This is a genomic window from Bacillus taeanensis, assembly GCF_003318295.1.
Taxonomy (GTDB): Bacteria; Bacillota; Bacilli; order Bacillales; family UBA6769; genus Maribacillus; species Maribacillus taeanensis.
In genome coordinates this window covers 363,726-378,222 of the sequence record NZ_QOCW01000001.1, presented here as the reverse complement: position 1 = coordinate 378,222, position 14,497 = coordinate 363,726, and the positions used below count along the sequence as shown (strand labels likewise).

Here is a 14,497-nt window from a genome sequence, read left to right as displayed (position 1 = left end):
TCTATAAACCAAGGTCCGTCAACAGTTTATATAAAAGCAGGTTCATAATACAAACAAAAGGAACACCATATTTAAAAAGATGATGCTTTGTTTTATGACGATAGTATTTCATTCCAACATAAATACCAAACGCTCCCCCCATAAAGGCAGCAAACCATAAACGAGATTCCGGAATACGCCACTCATTTTTTCTTGCTTTATATTTATCTGCTCGCATTAGTAAAAAGCTGAAACTATTTAATATTAAGAAATAGATTAACAAATAGCCCATTTTTTCTCTCCCTTTCAAAATAGAAAGAGGTTGACCCTTAATGAGTCAACCTCTACTTTGCAATTTATTATTTAAGGTTTGCTTTTGCTGTTTCAGCTAATTGAGCAAATCCTTTTTCATCATTAATTGCAAGGTCAGCAAGCATTTTACGGTTAATATCAATACCTGCATTTTTTAAACCGTGCATTAAACGGCTGTATGAAAGACCGTTTAAACGTGCAGCTGCATTAATACGTGTAATCCATAATTTACGGAAATCACGTTTCTTTTGACGACGATCACGGTATGCATATTGTAAAGATTTCATTACTTGCTGTTTCGCAGTTTTAAATAACGCATGTTTCGAACCATAATAACCTTTTGCTAATTTTAAAACGCGATTACGACGACGGCGTGTAACAATGCCACCTTTTACTCTTGCCATTATATTTCCCTCCTAGTTAACTCTCTCGTTCAATTATTTTTTCTTGTATGTTAACATTTGACGAATACGTTTGAAATCACCTGTAGATACAATCGCAGCTTTGCGTAATTTACGCTTTTGCTTTGTAGATTTGTTAGCAAATAAGTGACTTGTGAAAGCACGGCTTCGTTTTAACTTGCCAGATCCTGTTTTCTTAAAGCGCTTCGCAGCACCTCTGTGAGTTTTCATTTTAGGCATGGGGTTCTTCCTCCTTTAACATAATACAATAAAATAAAAGCAATTATTTATCATTTTTAGGCGCTAATATTAAGAACATGCTGCGCCCTTCCATTTTCGGCTTCGCTTCTACTGTTGCAATCTCCTCACACTCTTTTGCTAAGCGTTCTAATACAGTCTTACCAATTTCAGAGTGAGTAATTGCACGGCCTCTAAAACGAATGCTCGCTTTTACTTTATCGCCTTTTTCTAAGAACTTTTTCGCACTATTTAACTTTGTGTTAAAATCATGTGCTTCAATTGTAGGACTTAAGCGTACTTCTTTAAGCTTAATAATCTTTTGATTTTTGCGAGCTTCTTTGTCTTTTTTCTGCTGCTCATAGCGGTACTTTCCGTAGTCCATAATACGACATACCGGTGGTTTGGCATTTGGTGCAACCATCACTAAATCAAGGTTTGCATTTTGAGCCATTTCTAACGCTTCATTGCGTGGTTTCACACCGATTTGATCTCCATTAGCACCAATTAGTCGTACTTCACGGGCACGAATACCCTCATTGACCATCATGTCCTTACTAATAGCAAGCCACCTCCAAATTTTTTTAAAAAACTTGCTCTAAAAAGACTAGAAAACGAATTCTTCTTTTTGAACACCTTTCGAAGCAAAGCAGTAAGGAAGCCTAAACACTGCAATGAATGACAATAAAAAAAGCGTCGGCGCAAACTACACCCACACTTATACATTCAAAAGGTTTAATATAAACCTGTCGTCAACCTGTCAACAACCAATGGCGTCAACCAGGTGAGAAGCGGGTGCTTCTTCTTGCTTTGTTTCGATTATTTAATTACCTAAGTTAATATATCATTTAAAAGTGGTGCTTGTCAAATGTTTTTAAGCTCTTTTTGCTACTCATGTATCATAACGTAATGAGGATCTTTTTGCAATACTTTTATTCATAGTAAATTAAGGGATATAGTGCTTCGTTTATTTTCACAATACGAATACAATTAACCGCTGCATCATAGTATACAGCGGTTGTTAAAAGTTTAAGCGCGATTAGCAATTTGCTCTTTCATGGATTGAACAAATTCAGTTAAGGAAATCGTCTCTGAACTTTGCTCCCCATATTTTCGAACATTAACTGCTTCATTTTCCATTTCTTTATCGCCAACAACAAGCATATAAGGAATTTTTTGCATTTGCGCTTCACGAATTTTATAGCCCATTTTCTCATTACGTGTATCTAATTCCACACGAACTCCTGCTTTTTGAAGAACTTCCTCAACCTTTTTCGCATAGTTAAGGTGTACATCTTCAGAAACTGGAATGACTTGAACTTGGACCGGCGCAAGCCAAGTTGGAAATGCTCCTTTATACTCTTCAATAAGAAATGCAACAAAGCGTTCCATTGTTGAAACAACACCACGATGAATAACAACCGGACGATGTTCCTTTCCATCTTCACCGATATAATTAAGATCAAAACGCTCAGGTAAATGGAAATCAAGCTGAACAGTTGATAATGTCTCGTCTTTCCCTAAAGCGGTTCTTACCTGTACATCAAGCTTTGGTCCATAAAATGCTGCTTCACCTTCAGCCTCAACATACTCAACTCCAAGATCATCCATCGCTTCTTTTAACATGCCTTGAGCTTTTTCCCACATTTCATCGTTATCTACATACTTTTCTTTGTCTTCTGGATCACGATAAGATAGACGGAAGAAATACTTATTAAGTCCAAAGTCTTTGTATACTTCCTGAATAAGTTCCACCACACGAATAAATTCTTCTTTAATTTGATCTGGGCGGCAGAAAATATGGGCATCATTCAACGTCATTGAACGTACACGCTGCAGCCCTGCTAACGCTCCAGACATTTCATAGCGGTGCATTGTTCCAAGTTCTGCAACACGATACGGAAGATTTCGATAGCTTTTTAGATCATTTTTATAAATCATCATATGATGCGGACAGTTCATTGGGCGAAGCACAAGTTCTTCTGTTTCATCCATTCTCATTGGCGGATACATATCTTCATGATAGTGATCCCAGTGTCCGCTTGTTTTGTATAATTCTACATTTGCTAAATGCGGTGTATATACATGATTATAGCCAAGTTTTTCCTCAAGATCTACAATATAGCGCTCAATTGTGCGGCGAATTGCTGCACCTTTTGGAAGCCAAATAGGCAAACCTTGTCCAACTTCTTGAGAAATCGTAAACAGTTTTAATTCTTTGCCAAGTTTACGGTGATCTCTTTCTTTTGCTTCTTCTAGAAGTTTTAAATATTCATCAACTTGTGCTTGTTTAGGAAAAGCCGTTCCATAAATACGCTGCAGCATTTTATTATTGCTGTCACCACGCCAATACGCACCAGCTAGACTTAATAATTTAAATGCTTTTAACTTAGATGTCGATGGTACATGCGGACCGCGGCATAAGTCAAAAAACTCGCCTTGACGATAAATTGTAACTGTATCATCTTCTGGAATATCTTCTAACAATTCAAGTTTTAAGTTATCATCAATTTCTTTATAAATGTTATATGCTTCCTGACGGCTTACCACTTCACGTTCCACCGCTAAATTCTCGTTTACAATCTTTTGCATTTCTTTTTCGATTTTAGGAAGATCATCTGCTGTAATAGGCTCGGGAGAATCAATATCATAGTAAAAACCATTTTCAATGACAGGTCCTATACCAAGCTTAACATCCTTAAAGAGACGTTTAATTGCTTGTGCCATTAAATGAGCCGTACTGTGACGAAGCACTTCAAGGCCATCTTCTGTTTCAGGCATCACAATTTCAATTTCTCCGTCTTCTTCTAAGCCGCGGCGCAAATCAACAACTTTACCATTCACTTTTCCAGCAATCGCTTTTTTCTTTAAGCCCGGGCTAATAGAGGCTGCAATTTCTTCTGTTGTGATTCCTTTTGAAAACTCTTTTACTGTTCCATCCGGAAATGTAATATGAATGTTTTCTGACAATGTTTGTCACTCCTTATTTTAATATAAATAACCTACTAGAAAAATAAAAACACCCATCCCTCATGGTAAGGGACGCGTGTTAATCTCGTGGTTCCACCCTTGTTCCGTTAAAAATATTCTTTAACGGCACTCAGTGTGCTGTAACGGGCATGCCCGTCAACGGATACTTTTTTCCCCGTTGAAGCTAAGAGGTGGTAAGTTAGTTTTTCGGTTAGGAAGTTTGCAGCCAAAAGACTTCCCTCTCTGTAAACACTCCAAAAAAACTCATGTCCTCATTCATAACGTTTATTATCGACTTGTCTATGTAGGTATTATAAGCAAAATATTTAATAAAAATCAAGTCGTCTTTTATAAAAATCAAAAGGCGATGCAAGATGAAGACGTTCTTGAAAAATGTTTTGCATTGTATGAATAATACTAAGGTCTTCATGAGACGTGTAAAAGTAAATATGTTTTGGCGCTAAAGCTAATAACGGCTGTAAGAGAATAGAATCAACTTCAACTGAATGAAGTGCCGCGCTGTGCTCCTCAACAATGGAATGTAATGAGTCACTCGTTAGTTCTACTAATGTTTCATTATAAAAGACAGGCTGGTCTTCATACATCACATGCACAGTTTCTACTAATGGTACTCGATGGGTTAAAAAACAGCGTAAACTTTGGATGAAGTTTTGATAATCATGCTCTAGCTTGTATTCATCAATCGCTAACTCTACATAAGACTCAAGCAGTTCACGGTAATATTTTAAGCGAAACTTTACAAATGAATCAAAACAAAAGGAAAAAGGCTGTACTAAAAAGTTTTTTATTGTCTCTTCAAGCAGTTTTTTTCGATCAGCTAACTTTTTTATTTTTGGAATATCCTGCTTTTCTCCGTCCATGATTGCCTTTGCTATACTAATAATTTCCTTGATTTCTTCATCATCTTTATAATAATAATGATTTCGAAGCAGGTAAAACAAATAATTTTTTTCATATTTCGCGATAATATACTGTGTAAAAACTTGAACAAGCAGCGGCTGTATATATGTAAGATAAAAAGACATATCTTTATTATAATCAATTACTAAACAATCCTGTGAATCCCATCGAAGCATAACCTTTTGGCCGTCTTTATTTAAAGTTTTTAAATAATATTGAGCAGTATGGTAAATACTGTGACATTCATAACTATCTGTAAATTGAATAGTAATCACAAGGAACGCCTCCCCTTATAAACAGACTTGCTTGTACAAATATATGAAACAAAAATAAAAAAATGACTTACCATTCATGGTAAGTCATTTTTGATAGGTAACAATTTATTACTTGTCTCCCTAAACTATTTAGAAATGCCTTTTCGAGTCATTTTTCCCCATTGGTTATTTTTCTGAAGAACCTGTATTAGTCCCTCTACACGCCATATAACAGTTAATGGACGATACCAAAATGATTCTGTTAATGACCAAAAGAAAAGTTTTATAATTTGACTAACGTTCGGATAGCGTCGTATACTCCATTCCTCTAGAAGAACGGCACTCATTGAAAGCAATGAACCGTATAAAAGTAAAAGTAAAAATAACAAAAGAGCACCTTTTACATATACGCCGCTCATAAAAGGACTTAAAATAATTAATAAATAACCGAACAATTCAACGATAGGTCCTAATAATTCCACAATAAAATAGGAAGGCATGGAAATGATTCCAATCGTCCCGTACTTTGGATTAAAGAGCATTTTTTTATGCAGCCACAAACTTTGAAACAATCCGCGATGCCACCTGCTTCTTTGCCTTCTCAATATTCGTAAAGACTCTGGAGCTTCAGTCCATACAACCGGCTCGGGAATATACTCGATACGCTTGTTTTCACCTTTCTCTCGAATCAGCCTATGCAGATGAACGACTAATTCCATATCTTCTCCAACGGTATCCGTACGATAGCCATTGGCTTCAACAACCCATTCCTTATTAAAAATACCAAACGCCCCTGAAACAATTAACAATAAGTTATGACGACTTAAGCCTACTCTTCCCATTAAAAAAGCCCGTAAATATTCAACAACTTGCAAAATGATAAGCGGATTTTTTGATAACCCCACCTGCATTAGTTCGCCACGCTCTATATGACAATTGTTTGCAATTCGAACACTTCCCCCTGCTGCAATCACTTCTCCATCAGAATCGACAATGGGTTTCATAACCTTTAAAAAAGCATCACGCTCAATAATTGAATCACCATCTAATGAACAAATATAAGGAAATAATGACAAGTTAATTCCAGCATTTAACGCATCAGACTTTCCGCCGTTTTCTTTATCAATCATATATAAATTTTCATATAAGGTAGACCTGTACACCCCTTTTACTTCTTTTGTCTCCAGCCTTCTGCGAATAACCTTTCTTCCGACTTTCACCATAGAAAAAGCAGCAGTCATTGTTTCTAACGTCTTATCTGTAGAGCCGTCATTAATGACAATTACTTCAAAATCAGGGTAGTTAATACTTAGTAATGAGCGAACACTTCCTATAATTCCCGCCTCTTCATTAAAAGCAGGAACTAAAATAGAAACTGGTTTTGTAAAACTAGACGTTAAAAGTTCTTCATACGGCTCATTTTCATCCAAACGATAATGACTTCTTAACTGAACAGAGGAAAAAATAAAAAATAGTAAATAAAAAGAAGCAACAATCACTAAGTAAAATGCTGCTAAATAAGTAAATATCCTTAATAAAATTAAACCAATCTCAGCTATCATGTACAAGTTCTCTTCTTTCTAACCATTCTTTCGCCATATCACGGGCATATTGATCTTCATGATGATTAGAGATTTCAGATAAGATTTTTCTTCCATCTGCAAATTCCAACACCGATTGGGCAGCAGCCGAACGAACCCACCACGAAGAATCACTCATCATTGTTTTTAAAAAAGACAAACTGTCCTTCGTCTGAACTTTTGCTAAAATTCGGGCACACATTAAACGTTCCTGCCAAGAATTAGATTGAGCTAACTGAAAGACAATGTCATATCGTTGGATATACCCTAATTTACTAATTGCTTTTAATGCACGAATTCGTATTTCTATACTGCTATGTAAAAGCATTTGTTCTACAAAAGACAAATATGTTATATCCCTCTTTTCCCCAACTGCATCAAGTAACCCTTCTAATAACGGAAGTGAATACTCTTTAGAACGTTCAATAAATTTCGCAAAAAAGGCTTCATCCAACCTTAATAGTATATCCCGGTAATAAAAATTAGGTAGGCCTTCTCCTTGACCACCAAGCATGTAAAACAAATTTTCATGCTGCAGTGTCGCAAAAATCCTCATAATTTGATACTTTTCAAGTTTCGTTGTTTCCGAAGAACGATAAAGTTTCATTAGTTCTTTATGTAGTGTAGTCATTTGAAAATCATCGATTCGATATAAAGTATTCATCCGAATACTCCAGCTGCGATGTGATAAAAGTCTTCGGTAATAAGGAGTAAAATTCTTTTCAACATATTCTCGAATATAACGCGATGTTTCAACGTCCCGAACAAAACTACCATATTCAGCTAGTGCCTCTTCCACACCATGAAACACTAATGAATCTTCTAAGTTATATTCCTTAGGAAATTCACTTTGTTGAATATAACGATTTAATTTGCTAAGGAGATCTCTTTTTACGGTTTGTTGTTTTGTTTCCTGCTTATTTCGATAATATTTCCAAACAATTAAAAAGAGAAATAATGAAATTAACATAATAAAAAAGAGAATAATAAATTGGGTTACAATAACAAGCATACTTAACAGCTAAACCTCTTTTCTATAAGCACAGCTCTATTACCACTGTTTATATTTTAACATGTACACTTTGTTATGTATTTATGGTTATTTATTGAATTTAGTGCTATTAACATAAAAAACAAATACCGAGGTTTCCCTCGGTATTTGTTTATGCAGCATCATCATAGTTTTCATCAACTTTAATGTTCTTTTTCATTTGTTTTTTTGCAGTTCTTGCAAAGAGAAAGATCACAAGCCCTGTTCCTATCGCTGCTGCTGTATAGGAAGCAGGAAGTGGTAAATTAAAACCTATTTGTGCATTTGCTATATAGGTAAAAGTTGCCATAGTCATAAATACAGCTGGAATCGAAGCAATCCAATGCGGCTTATTTTTTAGCAGCAAGTACATTGCCCCAACCCACAATGCAATCATCGCCGTCGATTGATTTGCCCATGAAAAATATCTCCATAATAGTGAAAAATCAATTTTAGTAAGAGCAAAGGATAGAACAAACAACGGAACTGCAATCCATAAACGATTTATTACTTTTTTCTGAGCAATATTAAAATAATCAGCTATAATCATACGAGCACTTCTAAATGATGTATCACCTGATGTAATCGGAAGAATAATCACACCAATGACAGCTAATGTACCACCAAATGCGCCAAGCATACGAATCGATACTTCACTAACTACAGCTGCTGGTCCGCCTGCTGCAAGAATTTCATTTAACTCATTACCGCTGAATAAGCTCATAGCTGCAGCTGCCCAAATCATGGCGATAATAGCTTCTGCAATCATCATACCGTAAAAAATTTGACGACCTTGCTTTTCGGTTTGTGTTGTACGTGAAATAATTGGTGATTGTGTAGCATGAAAACCAGACAGTGCCCCACAAGAAATAGTTAAAAACAACAAAGGGAAAATCGGTAAGTGATCTGGATGCATATTTGTAAACGATAATTCAGGAATTGGTGCCCCTGTTACTATAAGCCCTCCCCCAATTCCAATTGCACTAAGTACAAGAAGCGCTCCAAAAATTGGATAGATGCGTCCAATAATTTTATCAATTGGCATTAAGGTAGCAATCACATAATAAATAAAAATAGCACTAACAATTATTCCTAATGACAGCCAATTTGATGTTAAATTATGAATAAGAGCAGCTGGTGCACTTACAAATACTGTACCAACTAATAACAACAGCAAAACAGCAAAAGCGTTTACAATGTGCTTCATACTTTTACCTAAAAACTTCCCTGCAAGCTCTGGAAGGTGAGCACCTCTATTTCGAATTGAAATCATGCCTGTTAAATAATCGTGAACAGCCCCTGCAAAAATTGCTCCTAATACAATCCATAAAAATGCTACCGGACCATATAACGCGCCTAAAATAGGACCAAAGATAGGACCAACCCCAGCAATGTTTAGAAGCTGAATCAATGAATTTCTTTTTGAGCCCATTGGTAAATAATCGACCCCATCATTCATAACTAAAGCAGGAGTTTTCCGACTTTCACTTGCTCCAAATACTTTTTCAATGAACTTACCATACGTAAAATACCCAATGATTAAAATGACAATTGACACTAAAAAAGTTATCATCTATTTTCCTCCCTTTTTTGTATCCGCTTTCAATATAAACTTATTGTAAAAGATAGAAGGCAATTTGTGATAAAAATGTGTCTAACATGTCATAATAGAATCTTTACATGTATGATTTGATATCTATAATGCATGAATTAAAGTTCAAGATGTTCTCTTAATGCTTTTACATAATTTCTACTTACAGGTATCTCTTCTGTGCTTCCGAATAACTTTATTTGATAAGCGCCATTAAACCACGGTATTAATTCTTTTACTGAATTTAAATTAACAAAATAGCTTTTATGGGTGCGAAAGAATGAAAAAGAAACAAGCTTTTGTTCGAGCTCTTTTAAACTAGTTTTCATTCGATAGCTTTTATCCTTTGTACAAACAATTGTCTCACGTTCTTCGCGATAAAAATAAATAATTTCCTCTGGGATAAGGTACACTATTTTGCCTTCATCTTCTACTGCTAATTTTCCTATCGTTGGTTCTTTAAAAGTTGGCGTTAATGTCTTTTTTGTTAACTCCTGATGAATTCGTTCCATTGTATCTTCCAATTGTTCTTCATCAAACGGTTTTAATAAATAATCTAGCGCCTGATAACGAAAGGCTTTGGCAGCATAATCTGGATACGCTGTAGCAAAAATGACAAGTGGAGGTTTTTTTATTTTTTGGATGGCACTTACAAGTTCAAGGCCTGACATGTCACCCATTTCAATATCAACAAAAATAACATCAGGCTCTTCCGTTATTATTTTTTCTAAGCCCTTTTCTCCTGAGTCTGCTTCTGCTGCAATATGAATATCCTTATATCTTTTTAAGAGGTGGATAAGTTCATCTCTGCTTAACGCCTCATCATCGATCACAACAATTCGAATATGCTTCCCCATCGTATTTAATCTCCTTGTATTATATGAATTTAGATGTTGGCACAAATCACGCTTATACTTTTCAAATTTTAAATGATATGGATGCTCCTTTACCTTGTTCGCTTTTAATGATCAATCTTCCTTTTTCGCCAAGCATCATTATTAAACGGCGATTCACATTGTATAGTCCAATACCAGTGCCTGTTGTGGAGGAAAGTTGTTCATTAAGAAGTTTATTTAATCGCAGCGCAGGTATTCCCACACCATTATCTTCTACTTTAACAAGCACGTGTTCATCATTATTTTTAACTGTAATAATAATACTACTTCCTTGTTTCATTCCTTTCAGTCCATGTTTAACTGCATTTTCCACTAATGGCTGCAGTGTTAATGGCGGCAGTTGAGAGGCTAATGCTTCTTGATCTATGTGATAATATACGTTTAATTTATCAGAAAATCGCGCTTGTTCAATTGCTAAATAAGCTTTTACATGCCGCAATTCTTCTTCTAATGAGATCCACATTTTAGTAGTACCAGACAAATTTTGGCGAAAGTATTGAGAAAGAGAAATTAATAACTTTCTAGCTTTTAGAGGGTCTGTCCGAATAAGCGATACAATTGTATTTAAAGCATTAAATAAAAAGTGCGGGCTTACTTGGGCTTGCAGTGCTTTAATCTCTGCCTGCTGTGCCAGTGCCCGGTGTCGATCAGCTTCTGCAAGTTCAAGCTGTTGACTCAGCAAGGAAGAAAGTCCTTTTATTAACTCAATAACCACATGTGTAATATCTTTATGAGAATGAAAGTAAAACTTCAACGTTCCTACCACATTATCCTTTTGTTTTAATGGAGCAATAATCGCTGCTTTTAAAGGACAATTTTTTTCTACACATTGTATTTTGTCTGAGCTTGCTATAAGTAGCTGTCCCGTCATTAATACTTCTTTTGTAGCAGAGGTTTGGATTTCTATATTCTTATGGTGGTGGTCAGAAGCCCTGCCTTTATGAGCTAAAATATGGGTCTCATTTGTAATTGATACGGCTATTGCTTGTACTTCTTTTAATAAAATATCACATGTAGCTGATGCAGTTTTCTCATTTAATCCTCTTCTTAAATGTTTGGAAGTTAATTCAGCAAGCCGCAATGCTTTTTGTGCTTGCAGTGCCCCCATCTTTTCTTCCTCACTTATTACATTGCGAATAATTAAAATAAAAAGTGCTGCCCCTATGCCATTGGCTATAATCATCGGCATCCCAATCTTTTCAACAAGAAAAACAGCTTGTTGAAAAGGCTGTGCAGTAAATAAAATAATTAACATCTGTAACGCTTCAGCTAGAGCACCAACAATAAAGGATGTTGAAAGCACTGTTAAACGATTTTGTAATTTATGATGAAAAAAACCAGAAAGGAGGCCAGCTGCGATGGCAGATATCCCACATGAAAACGCTGTAAATCCGCCTAATAAATAGCGATGAAATCCTGCAATAATTCCCGCTCCAAGTCCAACCTTCCAGCCCCCTAATAACCCTGCCACGACGATACCGATTACCCGAGAATTAGCAATCGCTTCACTATGTTCAAGAGAGAACATCCATTTTGTATAGGTAAGCGTTTCTGTATTAAGTGTAAGTCCTGTATAGGTCCCGATAATACCAAAACAGCCAAACATAATAATAACCCTCGTCTTCTGCAAACGAGTAATCTCGCTACCAGCAACCATGCTCCGAAAAAAGCGAAAGCGTGTCATAATAAAAGCTACCGTTACAATAATTGCCAACCTCTCAAACATCGAAAAAAGCAGGTCCCACATCACTCTTCCTCCTTTCAAACATGCTTCAAACAATGATCATCTCTACTCCAGCAAACAGATAAAACGCGCTCTAAATAATAGAGCGCATTAACATATACCTATTATAATGTTCGTCGATTTGTCCCACCAATATAAACTGGCATTGTATAATGGCGGATTCGTTCCATAATACGCTTTGCCTTTAACTGCTCCACTCCGCCCTTTTGTGAATAGGCTAAATGGTTTTCAAGTTCATCATAATCATAATTTGATGAATATAGTGTCACTAGATTTTCCATCATGCGGTATTGTAGAATCCCGCCCAAAATATCATCCCTCACCCAACTTGACATATTTTCAGCACCAATATCATCTAAAATTAAAAGAGGAACTTTTTTAATATAGTCTAATTTTTGATCAATCGACTGATCACTAATCGAACTTTTCATTTCCCTAAAAAAATCTGGTGTATAAACAATCATGGATTGAACTTGTTTTTGTTTTGCTAATTCGTTTGCAATCGCACACATCATATAAGTTTTACCTACACCGAAATCTCCGTAGAAGTATAAACCTTGCTTTGTTTCACCAGGCACAAACTGCTCAACAAAATTTTCTGCCAATCGAATTGCTTCAAAACGATCTTTATCTATTTCAATGTTTTCAAATCGGGCGTTCAATACTTCTTTTGGAATATACATGCTTTGAAATAACGTTCTTTGTTTCTTTTTTTCCTCGTCTTGTGTTTTTAATGAACAGCGCTCATATCTTAAATCAATGGACTGTTGATTTAAAAACAGATGTGGTTGAAATCCCTGCATCATATTTGGACACTTCTCTAGCCCAGGACAGTGATCACAATTTCTCCACTGCTCAGTAAACTCATATAATTTCGACATCCCGCGATTTGTTATATTTTCTTGAATATCGTGGTTACTATAAAAAGATTGGACACGCTCGTCTTTGAGCACCTTTTCTTTTAATTGCTGAAAGTGCTGCTGAAATTTCTTTCCCCCAGTAATAGCTTTTAACGATTGATCAATACGCTCCACATGTTTCCCCCCTTAATTATGACTTGTTTTGTTTATATTTTTTTAGTCGTTCTTCCAACTGTCGTTTTTGTTCTTCAAAGTCGTCCTCTTCTTTTGGAGAAGCCAATTTTTCAGTTTTCTTTTCTGTCATCCATTTTGGAAGCTGTTCTCTTCGTTCATTGCGTTTCGGATAAACCTTTTCTTTAGACTGCTGCTTTTTACTAACCCAATCTTGATATTTTTTATGTTCTGCCTTTGCAAGAATCATTGCATCACGAACCGTTTTCACTTTCTTCCGAGCCCAATGTGCGGCTATTTTCTCTACATAGGACTTAATTAATTTCATATCGTTTGTTCTCATCACATACTCAATCAATACATTTACAACACCAGGCTGCAGGTGTTGATCAAACATCAAACTTTCTACAAGCTTTATGTCACTTGGAGCAGGTTTTGCTCCTCCCCCGATACGCTCCAGCTGTTCAAATGGTGTCATTGCTTCAAATAAAGCAATTGCTTTTTCTTCTTCTGTTTCAGGATTTTTATTTTGAAATTCTTGATAAATTGGCGGTTGTGTGCGGTGACTTAATGATGGCAATCTATGATCATGTTCAAATACATACCAATCCTGCACAGCTTTGCGAAGTGTTTCAACTTCAAGCGCTTCACGATTAATAAAGGCAGATTCTACAATTTCTTTCATTTGAATAGGTTCAATTTTATAAACATATGCAAGCTTTATAATGGCACCCTTTAGTTCTGAGGTAATTGATTCTTTTGGAACAATAAAGGTTGACAATCCCTGTAAAAACAAGTCAAAATCAAATACTTCCTCTACAAATAACGGACCACGCGGTGATGTCTCTCCAATATATTCTTCTGTGTCTTCTACATCCATTGCCTGATGAATTTCTGAAGAACTCATTGTCATCAATTCTGAAGGATGAAGCGATATAAAGACATCATTAAAAGAAGCTGTCACATCATCATATATTTCCTCATCAACTGCAGGACGGATAAACCTCTGCTTTACTTGATGAAATTTATGGCTTCCCAGCCGGTTATATAAGTATACATTTAATGCCCCATCATTATAAAATTGCTCTGGTGTAAACGGTGCTTCAAGTTCATAAACATACAGTTTAGCATCCTGTTCTTTTTTGACATAAGTTTTCAATAACCCAACTGCCTCTAATTTCTTCCTTGCTTCTAAAAGCTGCTGTAAATTAAGCTGGGTTAAATTCATTAAACTCCGATGTGTTGACATCTCTGACCAACTCTTCGCATCATCTAATTCGCTCCAAAACGTCATGTACAAACTGTACGCCAATGCCCCAATCAACGGTTGGTAAAGAGATGTAATAACTTGACGATAATAGTCATGCAGAATACCTCTTGACCGCACTTGAAAACGATCAACAGGCAGCAGTTCTTTCCAATGTGTACTCATTGTTTCTCACCTATTTGCTTAGTATAGACGCTGTAAATTCAATTTAACTTGCAGACACCGTATTAACATACTGAGATGCTATGTCCAATCTTACATAGTTTAACCATCTTCATTATACT

The 14,497-nt window shown here is 35.9% G+C and carries 13 protein-coding genes and 2 other annotated features; all 13 genes read right to left on the bottom strand.

Annotation, left to right across the window (positions count from 1 at the left end; translation table 11 throughout):
* Nucleotide 1: 1 nt before the first annotated feature.
* The 13 genes from DS031_RS01850 to DS031_RS01790 all read right to left on the bottom strand — a co-directional run bounded on the left by DS031_RS01850 (nucleotide 2) and on the right by DS031_RS01790 (nucleotide 14,378).
* Nucleotides 2-271, bottom strand: coding sequence for a DUF1294 domain-containing protein (locus DS031_RS01850; RefSeq protein ID WP_181832960.1), 270 nt, complete (start codon nucleotides 269-271; stop codon nucleotides 2-4).
* Nucleotides 272-338: 67 nt separating this feature from the next.
* Entirely contained in the window at nucleotides 339-695 is a 357-nt protein-coding gene (gene rplT / locus DS031_RS01845) for a 50S ribosomal protein L20 (RefSeq protein ID WP_113804217.1), read from the bottom strand.
* 33 nt (nucleotides 696-728) lie between these two features.
* Nucleotides 729-932, bottom strand: a complete 204-nt coding sequence (gene rpmI, locus DS031_RS01840; protein ID WP_113804216.1) for a 50S ribosomal protein L35 — start codon at nucleotides 930-932, stop codon at nucleotides 729-731.
* A 43-nt stretch (nucleotides 933-975) separates the two neighbouring features.
* A complete protein-coding gene (gene infC / locus DS031_RS01835; RefSeq protein ID WP_113804215.1) occupies nucleotides 976-1,479 on the bottom strand; it encodes a translation initiation factor IF-3 in 504 nt (167 codons plus the stop codon).
* Between the two features lie 131 nt (nucleotides 1,480-1,610).
* Nucleotides 1,611-1,742: a sequence feature (ribosomal protein L20 leader region), on the bottom strand.
* A gap of 216 nt (nucleotides 1,743-1,958) precedes the next feature.
* Nucleotides 1,959-3,899, bottom strand: coding sequence for a threonine--tRNA ligase (gene thrS / locus DS031_RS01830; RefSeq protein WP_113804214.1), 1,941 nt, complete (start codon nucleotides 3,897-3,899; stop codon nucleotides 1,959-1,961).
* A 65-nt stretch (nucleotides 3,900-3,964) separates the two neighbouring features.
* Nucleotides 3,965-4,188 (bottom strand) — a binding site (T-box leader).
* Between the two features lie 37 nt (nucleotides 4,189-4,225).
* A complete protein-coding gene (gene ytxC, locus DS031_RS01825) occupies nucleotides 4,226-5,095 on the bottom strand; it encodes a sporulation protein YtxC (RefSeq protein WP_113804213.1) in 870 nt (289 codons plus the stop codon).
* A 125-nt stretch (nucleotides 5,096-5,220) separates the two neighbouring features.
* The gene (locus DS031_RS01820) at nucleotides 5,221-6,636 is read right to left on the bottom strand and encodes a glycosyltransferase family 2 protein (protein ID WP_113804212.1); all 1,416 of its coding nucleotides are present in this window, start codon (nucleotides 6,634-6,636) and stop codon (nucleotides 5,221-5,223) included.
* Nucleotides 6,626-7,666, bottom strand: coding sequence for a HEAT repeat domain-containing protein (locus DS031_RS01815; protein WP_113804211.1), 1,041 nt, complete (start codon nucleotides 7,664-7,666; stop codon nucleotides 6,626-6,628). The genes DS031_RS01820 and DS031_RS01815 overlap by 11 nt, the downstream gene beginning before the upstream one ends.
* Before the next feature lie 151 nt (nucleotides 7,667-7,817).
* Nucleotides 7,818-9,257, bottom strand: a complete 1,440-nt coding sequence (locus DS031_RS01810; protein WP_113804210.1) for a carbon starvation CstA family protein — start codon at nucleotides 9,255-9,257, stop codon at nucleotides 7,818-7,820.
* Between the two features lie 137 nt (nucleotides 9,258-9,394).
* The gene (locus DS031_RS01805) at nucleotides 9,395-10,132 is read right to left on the bottom strand and encodes a LytR/AlgR family response regulator transcription factor (protein ID WP_113804209.1); all 738 of its coding nucleotides are present in this window, start codon (nucleotides 10,130-10,132) and stop codon (nucleotides 9,395-9,397) included.
* A gap of 61 nt (nucleotides 10,133-10,193) precedes the next feature.
* Nucleotides 10,194-11,918: a sensor histidine kinase gene (locus DS031_RS01800; protein ID WP_113804208.1), complete on the bottom strand. Its 1,725-nt coding sequence runs from the start codon at nucleotides 11,916-11,918 to the stop codon at nucleotides 10,194-10,196.
* A 101-nt stretch (nucleotides 11,919-12,019) separates the two neighbouring features.
* Nucleotides 12,020-12,949: a primosomal protein DnaI gene (gene dnaI, locus DS031_RS01795; RefSeq protein ID WP_113804207.1), complete on the bottom strand. Its 930-nt coding sequence runs from the start codon at nucleotides 12,947-12,949 to the stop codon at nucleotides 12,020-12,022.
* A gap of 16 nt (nucleotides 12,950-12,965) precedes the next feature.
* Entirely contained in the window at nucleotides 12,966-14,378 is a 1,413-nt protein-coding gene (locus tag DS031_RS01790) for a replication initiation and membrane attachment family protein (protein WP_113804206.1), read from the bottom strand.
* Between the last annotated feature and the right edge of the window lie 119 nt (nucleotides 14,379-14,497).